Origin of the sequence: Rhodococcoides fascians A25f (genome assembly GCF_000760935.2) — a bacterium.
Classification (GTDB): Bacteria; Actinomycetota; Actinomycetes; order Mycobacteriales; family Mycobacteriaceae; genus Rhodococcoides.
This window is the reverse complement of the sequence record NZ_CP049744.1, coordinates 3,087,583-3,105,339: the sequence shown is the minus strand read 5'-3', so window position 1 is coordinate 3,105,339 and position 17,757 is coordinate 3,087,583. Positions and strand designations below refer to the sequence as shown.

Annotated in this window: 18 protein-coding genes and 4 tRNA genes; 10 read left to right on the top strand and 12 right to left on the bottom strand. The window is 64.5% G+C overall.

Annotation, left to right across the window (positions count from 1 at the left end; genetic code table 11):
* The first annotated feature begins 27 nt into the window (after window positions 1-27).
* The gene (locus BH93_RS14575) at window positions 28-2,349 is read left to right on the top strand and encodes a molybdopterin-dependent oxidoreductase (protein ID WP_165712715.1); all 2,322 of its coding nucleotides are present in this window, start codon (window positions 28-30) and stop codon (window positions 2,347-2,349) included.
* Here BH93_RS14575 and BH93_RS14570 read toward each other — a convergent pair.
* From BH93_RS14570 to BH93_RS14550, 5 genes are all read right to left on the bottom strand, one after another.
* Window positions 2,327-2,785 carry a MaoC family dehydratase gene (locus BH93_RS14570; protein WP_045195371.1) on the bottom strand — a complete coding sequence of 153 codons (459 nt, stop codon included), beginning with the start codon at window positions 2,783-2,785 and terminating at the stop codon, window positions 2,327-2,329. The two genes, BH93_RS14575 and BH93_RS14570, sit on opposite strands and share 23 nt — an antisense overlap.
* 28 nt (window positions 2,786-2,813) lie before the next feature.
* On the bottom strand, window positions 2,814-3,242 hold the full coding sequence (gene msrB / locus BH93_RS14565) for a peptide-methionine (R)-S-oxide reductase MsrB (RefSeq protein WP_037173886.1): 429 nt from the start codon (window positions 3,240-3,242) through the stop codon (window positions 2,814-2,816).
* Window positions 3,243-3,269: 27 nt separating this feature from the next.
* Window positions 3,270-4,508 carry a glycosyltransferase family 87 protein gene (locus tag BH93_RS14560; RefSeq protein ID WP_032378449.1) on the bottom strand — a complete coding sequence of 413 codons (1,239 nt, stop codon included), beginning with the start codon at window positions 4,506-4,508 and terminating at the stop codon, window positions 3,270-3,272.
* Window positions 4,509-4,622: 114 nt separating this feature from the next.
* Window positions 4,623-6,185 carry an alpha/beta fold hydrolase gene (locus BH93_RS14555; protein ID WP_037173885.1) on the bottom strand — a complete coding sequence of 521 codons (1,563 nt, stop codon included), beginning with the start codon at window positions 6,183-6,185 and terminating at the stop codon, window positions 4,623-4,625.
* 46 nt (window positions 6,186-6,231) lie between these two features.
* A complete protein-coding gene (locus tag BH93_RS14550; RefSeq protein ID WP_037173884.1) occupies window positions 6,232-7,020 on the bottom strand; it encodes a pyrimidine reductase family protein in 789 nt (262 codons plus the stop codon).
* 34 nt (window positions 7,021-7,054) lie between these two features.
* Here BH93_RS14550 and zapE point away from each other — a divergent pair, with 34 nt between their 5' ends.
* Window positions 7,055-8,068, top strand: coding sequence for a cell division protein ZapE (gene zapE, locus BH93_RS14545; protein WP_037173883.1), 1,014 nt, complete (start codon window positions 7,055-7,057; stop codon window positions 8,066-8,068).
* A 7-nt stretch (window positions 8,069-8,075) separates the two neighbouring features.
* Here the strand turns inward: zapE and BH93_RS14540 are convergent, their stop codons facing one another.
* From BH93_RS14540 to BH93_RS14510, 7 genes are all read right to left on the bottom strand, one after another.
* Window positions 8,076-8,603: a GNAT family N-acetyltransferase gene (locus BH93_RS14540; RefSeq protein ID WP_037173882.1), complete on the bottom strand. Its 528-nt coding sequence runs from the start codon at window positions 8,601-8,603 to the stop codon at window positions 8,076-8,078.
* Window positions 8,600-9,052 (bottom strand): ribosomal protein L7/L12, encoded by a 453-nt coding sequence (locus BH93_RS14535; protein ID WP_037173881.1) that lies wholly within the window; start codon window positions 9,050-9,052, stop codon window positions 8,600-8,602. Before BH93_RS14535 ends, BH93_RS14540 begins: the two co-directional genes overlap by 4 nt.
* 16 nt (window positions 9,053-9,068) lie before the next feature.
* Complete coding sequence (locus BH93_RS14530) at window positions 9,069-9,764, bottom strand: alpha/beta hydrolase family protein (RefSeq protein WP_037173880.1); 696 nt, start codon at window positions 9,762-9,764, stop codon at window positions 9,069-9,071.
* Window positions 9,757-10,047 carry a hypothetical protein gene (locus BH93_RS14525; RefSeq protein ID WP_242458984.1) on the bottom strand — a complete coding sequence of 97 codons (291 nt, stop codon included), beginning with the start codon at window positions 10,045-10,047 and terminating at the stop codon, window positions 9,757-9,759. Before BH93_RS14525 ends, BH93_RS14530 begins: the two co-directional genes overlap by 8 nt.
* Window positions 10,048-10,173: 126 nt before the next feature.
* Window positions 10,174-10,248 (bottom strand) — tRNA-Val (locus BH93_RS14520).
* 37 nt (window positions 10,249-10,285) lie between these two features.
* Window positions 10,286-10,356, bottom strand: a tRNA-Cys gene (locus BH93_RS14515).
* Window positions 10,357-10,373: 17 nt separating this feature from the next.
* Window positions 10,374-10,445: transfer RNA gene (locus tag BH93_RS14510), tRNA-Gly, on the bottom strand.
* Window positions 10,446-10,688: 243 nt separating this feature from the next.
* Here BH93_RS14510 and BH93_RS14505 point away from each other — a divergent pair.
* The 8 genes from BH93_RS14505 (at window position 10,689) to BH93_RS14470 (ending at window position 17,741) form a co-directional block, all read left to right on the top strand.
* Window positions 10,689-10,760, top strand: a tRNA-Val gene (locus BH93_RS14505).
* Window positions 10,761-10,876: 116 nt separating this feature from the next.
* Window positions 10,877-11,278 carry a TIGR02611 family protein gene (locus tag BH93_RS14500; RefSeq protein ID WP_371832104.1) on the top strand — a complete coding sequence of 134 codons (402 nt, stop codon included), beginning with the start codon at window positions 10,877-10,879 and terminating at the stop codon, window positions 11,276-11,278.
* A gap of 101 nt (window positions 11,279-11,379) precedes the next feature.
* Window positions 11,380-13,440, top strand: a complete 2,061-nt coding sequence (gene thrS, locus BH93_RS14495; RefSeq protein WP_037173876.1) for a threonine--tRNA ligase — start codon at window positions 11,380-11,382, stop codon at window positions 13,438-13,440.
* A gap of 1 nt (window position 13,441) precedes the next feature.
* Window positions 13,442-13,984, top strand: a complete 543-nt coding sequence (locus tag BH93_RS14490; RefSeq protein ID WP_037173874.1) for an HIT family protein — start codon at window positions 13,442-13,444, stop codon at window positions 13,982-13,984.
* Between the two features lie 25 nt (window positions 13,985-14,009).
* Window positions 14,010-14,693, top strand: a complete 684-nt coding sequence (gene pgsA / locus BH93_RS14485; protein ID WP_032377766.1) for a phosphatidylinositol phosphate synthase — start codon at window positions 14,010-14,012, stop codon at window positions 14,691-14,693.
* The gene (locus BH93_RS14480; RefSeq protein WP_037173871.1) at window positions 14,690-15,595 is read left to right on the top strand and encodes a phosphatidylinositol mannoside acyltransferase; all 906 of its coding nucleotides are present in this window, start codon (window positions 14,690-14,692) and stop codon (window positions 15,593-15,595) included. Before pgsA ends, BH93_RS14480 begins: the two co-directional genes overlap by 4 nt.
* Window positions 15,592-16,716 carry a glycosyltransferase family 4 protein gene (locus tag BH93_RS14475; RefSeq protein ID WP_037173869.1) on the top strand — a complete coding sequence of 375 codons (1,125 nt, stop codon included), beginning with the start codon at window positions 15,592-15,594 and terminating at the stop codon, window positions 16,714-16,716. Before BH93_RS14480 ends, BH93_RS14475 begins: the two co-directional genes overlap by 4 nt.
* Complete coding sequence (locus BH93_RS14470; protein WP_037173868.1) at window positions 16,716-17,741, top strand: NUDIX hydrolase; 1,026 nt, start codon at window positions 16,716-16,718, stop codon at window positions 17,739-17,741. The genes BH93_RS14475 and BH93_RS14470 overlap by 1 nt, the downstream gene beginning before the upstream one ends.
* The last annotated feature ends 16 nt before the right edge of the window (window positions 17,742-17,757 follow it).

The window sequence follows — 17,757 nt, the reverse complement described above, 5'->3', positions numbered from 1 at the left end:
GGGTAGTTCGATGACCGGGGTAGTTCGATGACCGGAGTGGCCGGCGTCCAGCACATGGGCCACTGGGGCATGTTTCGTGCCGAGTCGGACGGACGCGATGTCACCGCTGTTCATCCCGAGATCTCGGACAGCAATCCTTCCCCGGTGTTGGGCAACCTCGTCGGGTCGGTGACACATCGATCGCGCGTTACCTCACCCGCGGTACGCAGAGGCTGGCTCGAGCGCGGCCCGGGGCCGACCGACGACCGTGGCAGCGACGAGTTCGTCGAGGTGTCGTGGGACGAGTTGACCGACCTGCTGTCCAACGAATTGCGCAGAGTTGTCGGCACATACGGCAACAGCGCCATCTACGGCGGCTCGTACGGGTGGGCGAGTGCCGGACGCTTCCATCACGCGCAGAGTCAGGTGCATCGATTCCTCAACTGCATCGGCGGTTACACCCGATCGGTGCACAGCTACTCACTGGGTGCAACCGGTGTCATCATGCCGCACGTACTCGGTGCGCACTGGAAGATGTTCTCGCGCTCCACGTCCTGGAACGTGATCGCCGCACACACCGAACTGCTCGTGGCCTTCGGCGGCGTTCCGGTGAAGAACACCGGTATCAATCACGGCGGTACGTCGGACCATCCGACGGTCGATTCGCTCGACGCGTTGCGTGCTCGCGGCGGACAGATCGTCTCGGTCAGTCCGCTGCGCAACGACATGAACGGCGACGCTCGATGGATCGCGCCGCGACCCGGAACCGACGTGGCGATGATGTTGGCTCTCGCATTCGTGCTCGCCGACGAAAAGTTGCACGACACAGCCTTTCTCGACACGTACTGCGAGGGCTATCCGGAGTTCGAGCGGTACCTGCTCGGCGTTTCGGACGGCACACCCAAGACCCCGCAGTGGGCGTCGACGATCTGCGGCATCGAGGCCGCGGACATCGCGGAGCTCGCGCGGGAGATGGCGTCGAAACGCACGATGGTCACCGTCACGTGGTCACTGCAACGGACGCAGCACGGCGAGCAGGCCCCGTGGATGGGCATCACGCTGGCATCGATGTTGGGTCAGATCGGCGTGCCCGGCGGGGGATTCGGACACGGCTACGGCTCGATGAACGAGCCCGGTCTGGCCCCGGTGCCGTATCCGTTACCGACCCTGCCGCAGGGAATCAATCCGGTGCCCGATCTGATTCCGGTGGCTGCGGTCTCGGACATGTTGCTCGATCCCGGTGGCGAATTCGATTACGACGGTCAGCGATTGACGTACCCGGACATCAAGGTCGTCTACTGGGCCGGCGGCAATCCGTTCCACCACCACCAGGATCTCGGACGGCTTCGTCGCGCCCTCGGTAGACCCGACACCGTCGTGGTGCACGATCCCTACTGGACACCGATGGCCAAGCACGCCGACATCGTCGTCCCGTCGACGACGTCACTGGAACGGTCGGACCTGAGCTGTACGCGCAACGATCCGTTGCTCGTCGCGATGGAGCCGGCCGCGGCCCGCTACGCGGATTCGCGCGACGACTACGACACCTTCGCCGAGCTGGCGACCAAACTCGGTGTGGGCGAGCAGTTCACCGAGGGACGTAGCTCGCAGCAATGGCTGGAGCATCTGTACGGGCAATGGCGCGGATATCTACGCGCCGGGGGCGTCGATACTCCGGAGTTCGAGGCCTTCCGGCGCGAGGGGTCGTTTCGGATGCAGACCGAGGACGATCTGACGTTCCTCCACGACTTTCGAACCGACCCGGTCGGGAACGCCCTGCGCACCCCGAGCGGCAAGATCGAGATCTTCTCGGCAACGGTTGCGAGCTTCGACTACGACGACTGCCGAGGGCATCCGATGTGGTTCGAGCCGCAGGAGTGGCTCGGCGGGCCACGCGCCCAGCAGTTCCCGTTGCACCTGATCGCCAATCAGCCACGCACCAGGCTGCACAGTCAGCTCGATCACGGTGCGGTGAGCCGACACTCGAAGATTCAGGGCCGAGAGCCGATACGAATGCACCCGTCCGCGGCCGCGGCCAGGGGAGTGTCGGACGCCGATGTCGTGCGGGTGTTCAACGACCGTGGCTCGTGCCTGGCCGGTGTCGTTGTCGACGACGCGATGCTGGAAACGGTGGTCCAGCTGTCCACGGGTGCCTGGTACGACCCGCTCGATTCGGCTGATCCCGGCTCGATGTGCAAGCACGGCAGCGTGAACGTACTCACCGCGGACGACGGGGCGTCCTCGCTGTCGCGTGGATGCACTGGACAGCATGTGCTGGTGGAGATCGAACGCTACGACGAAGCGCTGCCGCCGATCACAGCGTTCGATCCACCTGTTCGATCAGAGGTCAGAACACGACCCGAGAGATGATCTCGGCGACCAGCGCCGGCTTGTCCTCGCCCTCGATCTGCAACGTTCCCGCTGTCACCATCTGTAGTGCTCCGCCGGATACCTCTTCGACGGAGACGAGGGTGGTCTGCAGGCGCACGTGGGCGCCGACCTTCACCGGGTTGATGAAGCGAACCTTGTTGGAGCCGTAGTTGATTCCGAGCTTGGTGTTCTCGATGGTGTAGATCTGCCAGTTGAGCATCGATACCAGGGACAGGCTCAGGAATCCGTGTGCGATCGGCGCGCCGAACGGGCTTTCCTTCTTCGCCCGCTCGACATCCACGTGAATCCACTGGTGATCGCCGGTGGCGTCGGCGAAGGTGTTGACCCGTTCCTGGGTGATCTGCAGCCAGTCACTGGTGCCGAGGTCTTCGCCGACGGCCGCTTTGATCTGCTCTGGTGAGGTGAAAGTGCGCATGTTCACAGTATGGATGAAGCAGCGCCGATCAGGATGCAGGCTTGAGCGTCAACGAAATCGAGTTGATGCAGTACCGCTGGTCGGTCGGCGTGGGGTAGCCCTCGCCCTCGAACACGTGGCCGAGGTGACTGTGGCAGTTGCGGCAGACGACCTCGACTCGGCGCATTCCCAGCGTGGTGTCCTCTTTCAGGAGCACGGCGTCGCTGTCGGCCGGGTCGAAGAACGACGGCCAGCCGCAGTGGGATTCGAACTTCTCGGTGCTGCGGAACAATTCGGCTCCGCAGGCCCGGCATTCGTAGATGCCTTCGGTGGTGGTATCGGTGTACTCGCCGACGCCCGGGCGTTCGGTGCCTGCTTGGCGGAGCACCGCGTACTCCTCGGGGGTCAGCTTCTCGCGCCACTGTGCGTCGGTGAGCTGGACGGCGGGAGCGGAGTTGTTGTCGGTTGCTGAACTCATGCTCTCACGCTAATACGATTTGTCGGGCTATGCCGTTTTCGCTGGTGGCGCGCTCGGCAGCAGGTAGTTCGGTTCGATTCCGTCGTCCAGTCGTCCTTCGCTTCGGGCGGCGAAATAGCGTCCGACGAGAACACCGAAGATGACGACGATCAGCAGCGCCCACCCGAACGTGGTTCGGAGGTAATCGAGGGCACGGCCCGTTTCGATCCAGCGCCCGGACAGCCATCGGTCGTAGTTCATGAACCCGTAGATCGCGAGCCAGGCGGGCCAGTTGCGGAGTAGCGAGTTCTTCAGCACCACAGTCATGAGCAGCGGGAACAGCATCATCGAGTAGTACATCTGTCCCAGTGAGCCCAGCAACCAGTGCGCGGTGAGGATCAATCCCGAGGTGGTCGCAAAGAAGAACAGACGGTCCTCGCGGCAGTATCGGTACAGCAGCCACAGCGACACCAGAACCATGATTCCCAGCACCGCGCGGATGCCGAGGGTGAGCAGTTCGGGAACACCGTAGTAGCGACCGTTGCCGACAACAGCACTGTTGAAGTAGTCGCGGGTCTGCAACAGGTACGGGAGCGTCCGGTCGATGAAGTTCATCGGGTCGACCGACAGCGGCCAGGCGATGGCCATCATGACAACTGGGATTGCGATCGAGGTGATGAAGACCTTCCACTGACGCGTCATCAGCGGAAGCAGCAGTAGCGGCGCGAGCATCGGCTTGATCGCCAGAGTCAGACCCATGGCAACGCCGGCCGACAGGTCTTTGCGCTGGAGTAGAAACCCGAGGAACGCTACTTCGCCGAGGAGGACGAAGCCGTTGAAGTTGGTGAACACCAACGTGTTCGTCACCGTCTCGCTGACGAATGCGGCGAGGAGCAGCGCGGGAGCGGCAACCGAATCGAGCCGGAATCCGAAGATGCGCAGCAGGATGTACAGCGCCACGAGAATTGCGATGGTGCTGGCGATGATGAACAGCCAGCGAGATCGCTCGGGGTCGATGATGGCTATGGGGGAGAGCAGCATCGTCGCACTCGGTTGGTACAGGTAGTGCGGATCGACGGAGTCGAAATTCGCCGTGTACACCGGCTGTCGATTCAGGAACGCCAGAGCTGCGCTGTACACGGGATTGAAGTCGTTGGTGATATCACCGTTGACCGCCTTGATGACCACCCGCTGGATCACGGTCATGATGGCGATGGGCCACAGGGCGTACTTGATTACCTCGGCGGTCGTCCGCCCTGAACGCGGCTCCAGAAAGCTAAGTGACACCCGCGAACGGTACCCGAGCCGGTGCCGCACCAGAGAAAGGACACCCCGCAAGTTCAGCGGGCCGACCGACGGAACCTACCGGCAGGTATCGATCGCCGAAGTCCGGTCGAGGAATCAGGCGGGACAGACGGTGCCGTCGGTGGGAAGCGAAGTATTGGCCGCGTAATTCACCGCAGCGCTCTGCAGACACTGTGATCCGCCGAGGCTCGGGTGTCCGCTGCCCTGCCACGCCGCCGACGCCACTGCTGCACCGGTTGCCCCGACCAGCCCGGTGACCGAGGACAGGCCTCCGTTGCCGACGATCGGGTCGCCCGCGTTCGACAGGACCAGTACCGGAACGTCCAACGAGGTGGGCAGGGGGATCGACGGTGCTGTCGGCCAGGAGGAGCACAGCAACGCTGTCAGGGCGGCGTCGGTGCCGTAGACCGGGTAGCGGTCGGTCCATTGCGACGACAGGTCACGCACGCCCTGCGGAGACGGCCACTGCTGGCCGTCCGTGCACCGGGAAACGAACTGCCCGTCGGTGCCGTAGGCATTTCGACCTCGTTCGGCGAGAGCGAGCAGAGCTGCGGTGTCGGAGCCGGCCGCTGCGGACAAGGTCGTGGACAGGGTGGTGGCCCGGGACGACGCGTCCCCTGCAGTCGATGCGAGCGCGAAGGTGATGCCGTCGAGAATTTCGTGAGTGGACAGCGGTGCGAACTCGCCACCGGCGGCGCGTCGGAGCAGCTGCTCCACAGCAGCCGTCGGATCGGCCCCGAGTGAGCAGTTCAGCGCGACGCATCGTTGTGCGAACGCCGCGAAGGCGGCTTCCTTGCCCTGGGTGCGTTGCTCGGCCAGCGTGATCTGATCGGTGTTGACCCCGGGCGGCGAATCGAGAATCAGACGCGAGATGTTGTCCGGGAACTTCGCCGCGTAGGCCAACGCGGTGAGCGCACCGTTCCCCGATCCGATCACTCCGATCTGGTTCATGCCCCAGAGCTGCCGCAGACGGTCGAGATCGTCTGCGGCGTAGGTGGTTCCGAAGGCGAGTTCCTGTGGCTGGAGTGTGTCGGTGCACTCGATGGTGGCGTCTCGGCCTGCGTCGACTGCGCGGTCGGCGGTATCGGCGTCGGATCTGGTGAACTGTCCCAGCGCATCGACTGCAGTCTTGGTAGGGGCGTCGATGCAGTCCACAGCGGTGGAGCGGCCGATCCCGCGTCGATCCACGGCGACGATGGGGTGAGCTTCCAGCAGTGTCGAGAGCGGACCGGCTGCCATTGTCGCCAGTGTGGCGATCGAGGATCGATCGGAGCCAGAGGTGAACACCAGCGGCCCCGCGTCGGCCGGCGTTCCATCGAGCCGGGCGCGCAGTGCGCCGACGGCGAACGTGCCGAACATCTGCCCGCTGGCATCGACATCGGCCTCGTACTCCGCGCACTCGAGTGTCAGTCCGGGCGTGGTGGAGGTGAGCCCGAACGTCCCGAGAGTGGCGGCGGTGCAGTCGGCCCAGTCGAGGTCGGTCGTCGGCACGGCGAGAGCAGCCGGTTCCGGCGGAGCCTCTGCGGACGGCTCGCCGGGCTGACCGGGGGATCGTTGCTCCACCGCTACATCGGGCCGGATCGACGGCCCGGCGCCGCAGGCCGCGCACATCGTGGCCAGGACGAGGACGGCGGCGAGCAACGTACGTTTCTGCGTCACCGTGCGAGGCTATCGACTTTTCGTTCGATGCCGGACCGCGCGGTGCTCATGGACGACGTACCCAGCGGGTGAGCAGCGTCCCGTCCGCGTCGGCGAGAACGTGCGCTCGCTGCATCGGTGTGTCGGAGGCACCGGCGGAGTGGGCGATGCGACCCGCCTCTCCGGCGACGAGCATCGGAGAGATCGTCAGGCACAGATCGTCCGCCGCCCCGTCCGAGGCGAGTTGCCCGAACAGTCCTGGCCCGCCCTCGCACAGGATGCGGCGAAATCCGTGGTTGCTCAGCGTCTCGACGATGTCTTCGGTCGACACCGATTCACCGGACACCTCGATCACTGTTGCGCCCGCGGAACGCAGCGCGGCCACCTTCGCAGTATCTGCCGCCGCCGAGGTCAGCACTACCGGCTGCACTTCGGTGTCGGTGAGGAGTCGAGAACCGGCATCGATCGAACCGGAGGCGGTGACCACGACGATCGTCGGAACCGGCGCCAATCCGCCCGCCACCCGCCGTGCCTTTGCTTCGGCGGACAGTGAGACACCGCCGTAGTTCTCGGTGCGAGCGGTTCCGGCCCCGACGAGAACGGCGTCGCACAGCTCTCGCAGAATGCCGAACAATCGGGAGTCTGCGGGGGTTCCCAGTCCCGCCGACTTACCGTTCGCGGTGACAGATCCGTCGATGCTGGCGACGAAGTTGGTGCGGATCCACGGTCGGCCCAGGTCTGCCGGGTAGGCGTACAGGTCGCGGACGGCATCGTCGTCGAGTACGGACCCGACGGCGGACACGGACTCTGCGGTCTGCTCGGATGTGAAGTAGGTCCCAATATCGAGAAGCTGCATGAGAGAGATCAGACCACGTCGTTACGCTCGACAAATGCCCGCACGCCTTGTCGACCGAAATCCCGTGGTCCCCTCCGATCAGCTGATCGCGCAGATGGTCCCGCCGGCAATGTTCGACGACGTCAGCTTTTCCTCGTACATTCCCGACCCCAAAGAGCCGACCCAGGCTGCTGCGGTCGCGAAGGCCGAGGAATTCGCGAACAAGGTGCAAAAGATCCGTGGCAAGGGCAAGCGCGGACTTTTCGGCAAGAAGACCCCCGCCACCGGTGCTGGCCTGTACCTCGACGGCGGCTTCGGCGTCGGCAAGACCCACCTGCTGGCGTCGATCTACCACAGCGTTCCCGAGCCCAAGGCGTTCGGCACGTTCGTCGAGCTGACCCACGTGGTCGGCGCACTCGGCTTCAACAAGGCGCTCGAAGAACTCTCGGGCCACAGCGTGCTGTGCATCGATGAATTCGAGCTCGACGATCCAGGCGACACGATGCTGGTCTCGCGGCTGCTGTCCGAGCTGTCTCAGCGTGGAGTGTCCATCGTCGCGACGTCCAACACTCTGCCCGGCCAGCTCGGCGAGGGCCGCTTCGCTGCCGAGGACTTCATGCGGGAGATCAAGAAGCTCGGTTCGATCTTCGAGTCCATCCGCGTCGACGGCCCCGACTACCGGCACCGCGACCTTCCTCCCGCCCCCGAGCCGACGTCCGAATCCGAGCTGGTCGAGCGCGCCGAGACCGTCGACGGCGCAACCCTGGACGATTTCGACGAGCTGCTGGCACATCTGAGCACGTTGCACCCCTCGCGCTACGGCAAATTGCTCGACGGGGTTCCTGCGGTGTTCCTGAAGAACGTGCATCCGGCATCGGATCAGGCCATCGCCCTGCGCCTGGTGGTACTCGCCGACCGCCTGTACGACGCGGGGATCCCCGTCACGGCCTCGGGCGGCAAGCTCGACGAGATCTTCACCGAGGAGATGTTGGCCGGCGGCTACCGCAAGAAGTACCTGCGCGCGACCTCTCGCCTGCTCGCGTTGTCCCGCTTCGCCGCAGTCGGCTGAATCGGCGTCACAGCCGTACCTGCATGACGTAGTCGTCGTGTGTCTGCACGCCGACAACGAATGTCTTGGTGCCGACGATCTCGAATCCGTGCTTCGCGTAGAACTTCTGGGCACGCACGTTGAGTTGATTGACGCCCAGCCATGCTCCTGCGCATCCGGATTCGCGCGCATGGGTCAGAGCGAACGAGATCAGCCGCGCCGCCACTCCGCCGCCGTGCTCGGCCGGCCGTACGTACAGCTTGCTGATTTCCAGTGTCGGATGGTGCGAGAGTGCTGCTCGGATGTCCGGGTCCGCGGGAGCGCCCGCCACGAGCATCGCGTACCCGATCACCTCGCCGGTGGGTGTTTCGTCGAGCAGAACGATTCGGTTCGGGTCGGCAACGTAACCCTCGAAATTGCTGACCGACAACACGTTCGAGACGAAATGCTCGATGTCCTCGGTGCGAGTCCCCGGTGGGCAGGCAAGTGGAAAGGTCTGCGCGGCCAATTCCGCGACGCTGGCTACGTCGGCAACCGTCGCCACACGCACACTCACAGCAGATCCACTGCGTTCTTCGCCTCCCGCAACGACAATCCGGTTCGATCGCGCAGCAGCTTGATGGCCGAGATCGCCTTGCCCTCCGACTTCAGCGACTGCAACCGCGGGATGAGGTCGTCCCAGGGTGTCGGACCGGACTGAGCCGCGTCGACGATGGTGGACGAGGACGGAAAGGGTTCGCCGCGTTGAACGCTTTCGATCGCGTTCTTCGCTTCGATGAGACCGGCACCTGTCCGTTCCCGAAAGATCTTGATGGCCTGGATCTTCTTGTTCGCCGCCAACAACTGGTGAATGTCTGCACGGGCGGTGTCGTCGAGGCCGATCAGCCCGATGCTGCGCGATGTCTCCTGGGTCGAGCCGGGCTTCTTTCGGGCCAACAACCATGCTGCAAGCACCGCGGCATCGACGAGGACCAGAGCAACGATGAACCATCCCCAGGTCGGCATGCCCTAGTAGACCACTTCAGCGAGACGGGTCGAAGAGCGGGACGACTACCGAAGAATCGGAGAACAACGAGACGCCTCCGGCAAGGGTTTTCGTCGCCGCGTCGTACTTGATGGGAGCGAGGTCGTGGCCCGCGCCCTCGATGTCTACCAGCAGTGTGGGAGCCGGGACGAGAGCGAGCGCAGCGCTCAGTTCGGCCGTGGTGCCGAAGGGGTCCTTCGTGCCGTGCACCACCACTGTCGGTGTTCGCAGGTCAGGAAGGTGCTGTGTACGAGCCTTTTCCGGCTTGCTCGGTGGGTGCAGGGGATAGGAGGTCAGAACGAGTCCGTCGACCAGATCCGGGTGTTCGGCCGCGATCATCGATCCCTGTCTGCCACCGTAGGAATGCCCACCGAAGGCGATGAAGCCCGAGGTCTCGGCGCGGAGGCGGTCGATCGCCGCGGCGATGCCCAGCCGATCCTCGGCCGACCGAGACGGGTGCGGCGGTCCCTTGGGTTTGCGAACTCGAAACGGGAGGTCGAACCGCAGCACCGTGAATCCGGCTGCCGACCACACCGCGGCAATACGCTGCAGCAGAAGCGACTCGCAGTTGCCGCCCGCGCCGTGGGTGAGAGCGAGTCCGCCACGTGACGGTATGGCCGGTGTGTGCAGATAGGCGACGCCCCCGCCGAGTTCGATATCGGCGGGGGCGTCGGGACCATCGAGTTCAGGCATCGTTCGAGGACGTTACCTTTTCGTCGGTGTCGGCGTGATCGGTGTCCGTGCTGTCGGTTTCGGAGTTGTCGGAAGCTTCCCGATCGTCGGCGTCGACGAGCTCACCGTTGTCGTCGACCATGTCGGCGAATGCGGTCCCGGCGACGGTGCCGTTCGTTCCCGGTAGCGCCACGGTGGGCCGGGCACCGGGTCGATAGCGATCGTCGAGCCCTTCGACGGATTTCTTCGCATCCTCGAGGGTTGCGTCGTCGACTGTGGGTTCGCTCTGAGCATCGTCCGACACGTGAGTGTCCTTCCATCGAAGTGTGTGCGTCATCTCCACTGTGCACTTCTATGGCGTGAATCACCACAATTGATTCGTGAAGCACAAAAAAGACCCCCTCGAAAGGGGGCCTTATCTGTCTGACTCTGGTGCGCGATACTGGGATTGAACCAGTGACCTCTTCCGTGTCAGGGAAGCGCTCTCCCGCTGAGCTAATCGCGCATGTCCTCGCATCGATTCTGCAATCGATGCACTAGCGAGGTGGAGACGGGAATCGAACCCGTGTGCACGGCTTTGCAGGCCGTTGCCTCACCACTCGGCCACTCCACCATGGGTCGAGACCCTCGAGCGGATGACGGGATTCGAACCCGCGACCCTCACCTTGGCAAGGTGATGCGCTACCACTGCGCCACATCCGCATACCCCGGAGGCCTTCACTGCTGAGCAGTTGTTGTCTCCGTGGTGCGGGGAAAACATTAACCCAACGGGAGTGAAACTCACAAATCTCGTGGTCAGCCACGGAATTCGGTAGATCGGCGCGTGTGAAAGGTGTGAAAGCAGAGGCGAGAGCGGCCATGTGGAGGCAGTACGTCGACGTGTTCGGCGATCGGGCAGGCGATTCGGTTCGCCGCGGCACCTCGTGTTAATGTTTTGCCTCGTTCGGTCCCGTGGCTCAGTGGGAGAGCGTCCGCTTCACACGCGGAAGGTCGCTGGTTCGATCCCAGCCGGGACCACAGAAAAGAAGGCCCACACCGTCCGTCGGTGTGGGCCTTCTTGCGTTCCAGGCCGGTAACCTGAGCCGGTGAGCACCGAACAATCGAAGCCCGACGCCGTCGACGACCGGAATCCGGTGGACAAGGCGAAGGTGAAACACCGGCGCTTTCGGGCGCGCATCGCAGAGAACAAGTCTCTCGATCTCGGCTACCGAATCACGGTCGGTGTCGTCGGAACCCTCGTGCTCGTCCTGGGCGTGCTTGCCATTCCCTATCCCGGGCCGGGCTGGCTGATCGTGTTCGCGGGACTGGGCATCCTGGCGTCGGAATTCGCGTGGGCCAAGAGTGCACTGCGATTCGTCCGTAAGAGATACGACGCTTTCATGGCCTGGTTCTCGAGGCAGTCGATGTTCGTCAAGGGTCTTGGCGTGCTGTTCACCACGGTCGTGGTGCTCGCAACTCTGTGGCTGCTCGGGACATTTGCGCTGGTGGGCGGCTGGTTCGGCCTCGACTGGACGTGGCTCGAAAGTCCGATCTGACCAACGCGCCGCGCTGAGGGCCGACGAGGGGCTCGATGCCGATAGGCTGTCGGAGGCCTTCCTGGCCCGAAGAACCGATCGAGGAGTACATCGCCGTGAGCATGCCCGTTGTCGCCAGCGTTCCACCCGCCCGCATCATGGTGCCGGCAGGAACGACGGCAGGTACGGCGCTCCGCGACACCGGCCTGCCGAACAAGGGACCTGACGCCATCGTCGTCGTGCGCGATCCCGACGGCAAGCTCCGTGACCTGTCGTGGGCACCGGAGGGCGACGTCGAGGTCGAGCCTGTTCCGGCGAACACCGAGGACGGACGAAGCGTCATCAGGCACTCGGCTGCGCACGTGCTGGCGCAGGCTGTTCAGGAGCTCTTTCCCGACGCCAAACTGGGCATCGGGCCGTTCATCAAGGACGGCTTTTACTACGACTTCGACGTGCAGCAGCCGTTCACTCCCGAGGATCTGATCGCACTCGAGAAGAAGATGAAGCAGATCGTCAAAGCCGGACAGCGTTTCTCGCGTCGGGTGTACGAATCGGTGGAGCAGGCCCGCGAGGAGCTGGCGAACGAGCCGTACAAGCTCGAGCTGATCGACGACAAGTCCGGAATCGACGATCCCGAGGTCATGGAGGTCGGTGGGGGAGAGCTGACCGCCTACGACAACCTCAATCCACGCACCGGCGAGCGGATCTGGGGCGATCTGTGCCGCGGCCCCCACATCCCCACCACGAAGTACGTTCCGGCGTTCAAGCTGACCCGCAGCTCGGCAGCCTACTGGCGCGGCAACCAGGACAACGCGGATCTGCAGCGCATCTACGGAACCGCATGGGAGTCGACCGAAGCACTCGACGCTCATCTCGAACTGTTGGCCGAGGCCGAGCGCCGCGATCACCGCAAGCTCGGGTCCGAGCTGGACCTGTTCAGCTTTCCCGACGAGCTCGGCTCCGGACTTCCGGTGTTCCATCCGAAGGGCGGTGTGATCCGCAACGAGCTCGAGAACTACTCCCGCCAGCGGCACATCGAAGAGGGCTACGAGTTCGTCAACACCCCGCACATCACGAAGGGCCATCTCTACGAGGTGTCGGGCCACCTCGACTGGTACCGAGACGGCATGTTTCCGGCGATGCATCTCGACGCCGAACTCGACGAGAACGGTAACGTACGCAAGCCAGGCCAGGACTACTACCTCAAGCCGATGAATTGCCCGATGCACAATCTCATTTTCCGCTCCCGTGGTCGCTCGTACCGTGAATTGCCGTTGCGCCTCTTCGAGTTCGGTTCGGTCTACCGGTACGAGAAGTCCGGCGTCATCCATGGCCTGACTCGCGTGCGCGGCATGACCCAGGACGACGCGCACATCTTCTGCACCCGCGAGCAGATGCGCGGCGAACTCACCAGCACGCTGGAATTCGTCCTCGGTCTGCTCAAGGACTACGGCCTCGACGATTTCTACCTGGAGCTCTCCACTCGTAATCCAGAGAAGTCGGTTGGCAGCGACGAGGTCTGGGAAGAGGCGACCAACACGCTCGCGGAGGTCGCGGCGGCGTCGGGTCTGGATCTGGTGCCCGATCCGGGCGGCGCGGCGTTCTACGGACCGAAGATCTCGGTGCAGGCCAAGGATGCTCTGGGGCGCACCTGGCAGATGTCGACCATCCAGCTCGACTTCAACCTGCCCGAGCGGTTCGAGCTCGAATACACCGCCTCGGGCGGAGTCAAGGAACGCCCGGTGATGATCCACCGCGCGCTGTTCGGTTCGATCGAGCGATTCTTCGGCGTACTGACCGAGCACTACGCCGGCGCATTCCCGGCGTGGCTGGCACCGGTTCAGGTTGTCGGTATCCCCGTTGCCGAGGTTCACCAGGACCACCTCTTCTCGGTGGTGAAGGAGCTCAAGAAGCTCGGGGTGCGCGCCGAGGTGGATGCCAGTGACGATCGGATGCAGAAGAAGATCTTCAACCAGACAGCACAGAAGATCCCCTTCATGCTTCTCGCCGGCGAACGCGACGTCGAGGCCGGTGCCGTCAGCTTCCGATTCCGTGACGGCACTCAGGTCAACGGTGTTCCGGTTGCGTCGGCAGTAGCAACGATCACCGACTGGATCTCCCAGCGCAACAACGCATCACCGACCGCCGAACTCGTGCAGACCAGTACCGCAGGAGTGAGTTGACATGCGCGATCAGGACGAGTCGATCGTCGCCACCGGTGCCGGTGAGCCCGATCGGTTGCAGCGACTGTGGACCCCACATCGGATGTCCTACATAGCCGAGGCCCCGCATGCCTCGGCCAAATCGAGTGAGCCGTTCTCCGACATCCCGAAGATGAGCGACGAGGACGGGCTGGTGGTCGCGCGCGGCGAATCGGTCTACGCGGTACTCAACCTGTACCCGTACAACCCCGGGCACACGATGATCGTTCCGTACCGCCGGGTCGCGGCACTCGAAGATCTCACGCCCGCCGAGAGCGCCGAGTTGATGGCGTTCACCCAACAGATGATTCGCGTCATCAAGACGGTGTCGCGCCCGCACGGCTTCAACGTGGGCCTCAATCTCGGTGCAGCAGCAGGCGGATCGTTGGCCGAGCACCTGCACCAGCACATCGTCCCGCGGTGGGGCGGCGATGCGAACTTCATCACGGTGATCGGCGGCGCCAAGGTGATGCCGCAGTTGCTCCGCGACACTCGGGCCCTGCTCGCGTCGGCCTGGAACGAATGAACAACAGGCGAGAGGAGCACGCGCCGTGCTGAGCATTTTCGGCCGTGCGCCGGTGTCGAAGGTGACCGCCCCGCTCGGGCGCGCACTCAACAGCACCGGACTGACCCCCGACTCGGTGACGATCATCGGCACCGTCGTCACTGTGACGGCGGCGGTGACGATGTACCCGGCCGGCTACCTGTGGTGGGGCTCGATCGTCATCACTCTGTTCGTACTCTTCGACATGCTCGACGGTGCCATGGCACGGGCGAGAGGCGGCGGAACCAAGTACGGGGCAGTCCTGGATGCGACGTGCGATCGAGTTGCGGACGGCGCGATATTCGGTGGCCTTGCCTGGTGGGCGGTGTATTCCGAGCAGGACAAGCCGCTGCTGGTGGCCACCCTGATCTGCCTGGTCACCTCGCAGGTGATCTCGTACGCCAAGGCGCGTGCCGAGGCCAGCGGACTCTCGGCCGACGGTGGTTGGATCGAACGCCCCGATCGCCTCGTCATCGTTCTCGTCGGAGCCGGATTCACCGGCGTCGGTAGGCACTTCGACATTCCGTGGCTGGACAGTCTGATCTACCCGGCAATGTGGATCCTCGCTGCCCTGAGCATCGTGACGGTGTTCCAACGCGTGCTGGCCGTCCGCGGGTCCGAAGGGGCTCGCGACATCATCGTGCCCCCGACTGCTCAGGCCGCCGACGATGGCGATGTGGCCGCGTCGTGAACGTCTCCGAACGAGCCAGCGACCTCGGCTACGCAGCCGGGTGGCGACTGGTCCGATCGCTACCGGAGGGTGTGGCGAGAGGTCTCTTCGATCGCGGTGCCGACATTGCGTCCACCCGAAACGGTGGCCCGGACCAATTGCGCCGCAATCTCGCTCGCGTCCTCGGAACCACCCCCGGCGAGGTGCCCGACGATCTGATTCGCGACAGCGTCCGGTCGTACGCCCGCTACTGGCGCGAGGCGTTCCGGTTGCCGTCGATGGACCTGGCCGCCCAGGCCGCCGTCATCGATCGGTGTGTGAACGGACAGGAGCATCTCGAGGCTGCCCTCGCGTCGGGCAAGGGTGCAGTGCTGGCGCTGCCGCACAGTGGCAACTGGGACATGGCCGGAATGTGGCTGGTGCGCAAGCACGGTGGTCTGTCGACAGTGGCCGAACGTCTGAAACCCGAATCGCTGTACCAGCGATTCGTTGCTTATCGGGAGAGCCTCGGCTTCGAGATCTTCCCGCTCAGCGGCGGTGAGCAGCCGCCTCTGCAGGCACTGAGCGAGCGGTTGCGCGAGAACAAGGTGGTCTGCCTGCTCGGTGAACGTGATCTCGCCAAGCACGGAGTGCCGGTGACCTTCTTCGGTGAACCGACCCGGATGCCCGCGGGGGCCGCGAAGCTGGCGATCGACACCGGGGCGACGCTGCTGCCGGTGCACGGCTACTTCGACGGTGACGGGTGGGGTTTCGACATCTTTCCGGCGGTGGATGTCTCGCACGGAATCGCTGTCGCCACACAGACATTGGCAGATCACTTCGCTGCCGGCATTCGGGCGCACCCGGCCGATTGGCACATGCTCCAACCTCTGTGGATGAGCGACTGGTCGGCCGAACGACGCGCCCGAATCGAGGGCGCGTGAAGATCGGTATGGTCTGCCCGTACTCGTTCGACGTACCCGGCGGGGTGCAGGCGCACGTCCAGCAGTTGGCGGAGGTGTTCATCGAGCGCGGGCATCGGGTGAGCGTGCTGGCACCGGCGTCCGACGACGTCGAGCTACCGGAGTTCGTGGTGTCGGCGGGGGAGGCGCTCGCCATTCCCTACAACGGGTCGGTCGCGCGTCTTCGGTTCGGACCGGTGACGTATTCCCGAATCCGAAAGTGGATCTCGGACAACGATTTCGACGTATTGCACATCCACGAACCGAACGCTCCGAGTCTGTCGATGCTGGCCCTCAAGGCTGCGGACGGTCCGATCGTGGCGACATTCCACACCTCCACCACGAAGTCCTTGGTGCTCAGCACGTTCCAGGGCGTCCTGCGTCCGTACCACGAGAAGATCAGCGGCCGGATCGCCGTGTCGGAGCTCGCTCGGCGCTGGCAGGTCGAGGCACTCGGATCCGATGCCGTCGAGATCCCCAACGGCGTCGACGTGCCTGCATTCGCCGATGCTGCTGTGCTGGAAGGCTATCCCCGAGCCGGCCGCACGGTGCTCTTCCTCGGCCGATTCGACGAACCGCGCAAGGGAATGGCCGTTCTGCTCGGTGCCCTGCCCGCACTGGTCGAATCACATCCCGACATCGAGATCCTCGTCGTCGGCCGCGGCGACGAGGACAAACTGCGCAAGGACGCAGGCGCACTGTCGTCACACCTGACCTTCCTGGGACAGGTGGACGACGCGACGAAGGCCTCCGCGATGCGCAGTGCCGATGTCTACTGCGCCCCGAATCTCGGCGGGGAAAGCTTCGGCATCGTGCTCGTCGAGGCCATGGCGGCCGGAACGCCGGTCGTGGCAAGCGAACTCGATGCCTTCCGCAGGGTGCTCAAGGACGGCACCTGCGGACTGTTGGTTCCGATCGACGATTCCGATGCCCTCGCCGTAGCCGTCACCTCGATCCTGTCCGACGACACCGTCCGAGACCGACTGGTCGATGCCGCGTCGGTGGCTGTGTCCGCCTACGACTGGCCCGTCGTCGCCGAGCAGATCCTGCGGGTCTACGAGACCGTCACCCTCGGCGGACAGAAAGTACGAGCGTCGACCTGATGACCCTCTCTGCCGTCACAATTCTGGTGCTCGGGCTGATTGCAGTCCTGATTCTCGTCGTCGGTCTGTGGGCCTACGGGACGGCGAATCGACTCGATCGCTTGCACGTGCGCACCGACCTCGCGTGGCAGTCCCTCGACGCTGCACTCGCCCGCCGCGCCGTCGTCGCGCGTGCAGTGTCTGCGGCCACCCGCGACTCGGTGCCGTCGAGCAGAGAACTTGCCGCGCTGGCGGACCGAGCCGAGCGAGCCGACCGGTCGCAGCGAGAAGAAGCCGAGAACGCGGTATCGATGGCGCTCGCGGTCGTAGAACCGAATGAGCTTCCCCCGCAACTGGTTGCAGAATTGGCCGACGCCGAAGCTCGTGTACTGATTGCGCGGCGGTTCCACAACGATGCCGTGCGCGACACTCTGGCGTTGCGCATCCGTCGACCGGTCCGGTGGTTGCATCTCGGTGGAACGGCCGCACTGCCGTCGTACTTCGAGATCGCCGAGCGCTCGGCCGCCGCGACGTTCGGCAGCGAGAATCGGGCCACTCCGCGAACCTCCGCGCGAGTGGTGTTGCTCGACGAGCGTGGCCGCGTACTGCTGTTGCGGGGCCACGATCCGACAGTGCCCGATACCTTCTTCTGGTTCACGATCGGTGGGGCAGTGGAGAAGGGGGAATCGCTACGCGACGCAGCGGTGCGAGAAGTGCACGAAGAAACGGGTTTGCGCGTCGCCGCAGCCGATCTGCGCGGTCCGTTGTGGCGGCGAGTTGCCACGTTCCCGTTCAACGGAACCCTGATCAGGTCCGAGGAACTGTTCTTCGCGCACCGAACACAGGAGTTCGAGCCGGAGAGCGCCGGGTTCACCGACTTCGAGCGACGGACCGTGACCGGGCATCAGTGGTGCACCGAGTCCGACATCCGGGCGCTCAGCGCCCTCGGCGAGAACGTCTATCCTCAGGACCTGGCGGAACTGCTCGACGAGGTGAACGTGGCTCTCGCTCGACGCGGCGACCCGGACGTGCGCGCGATTCGGTAGGCATCTGGACCCTTTC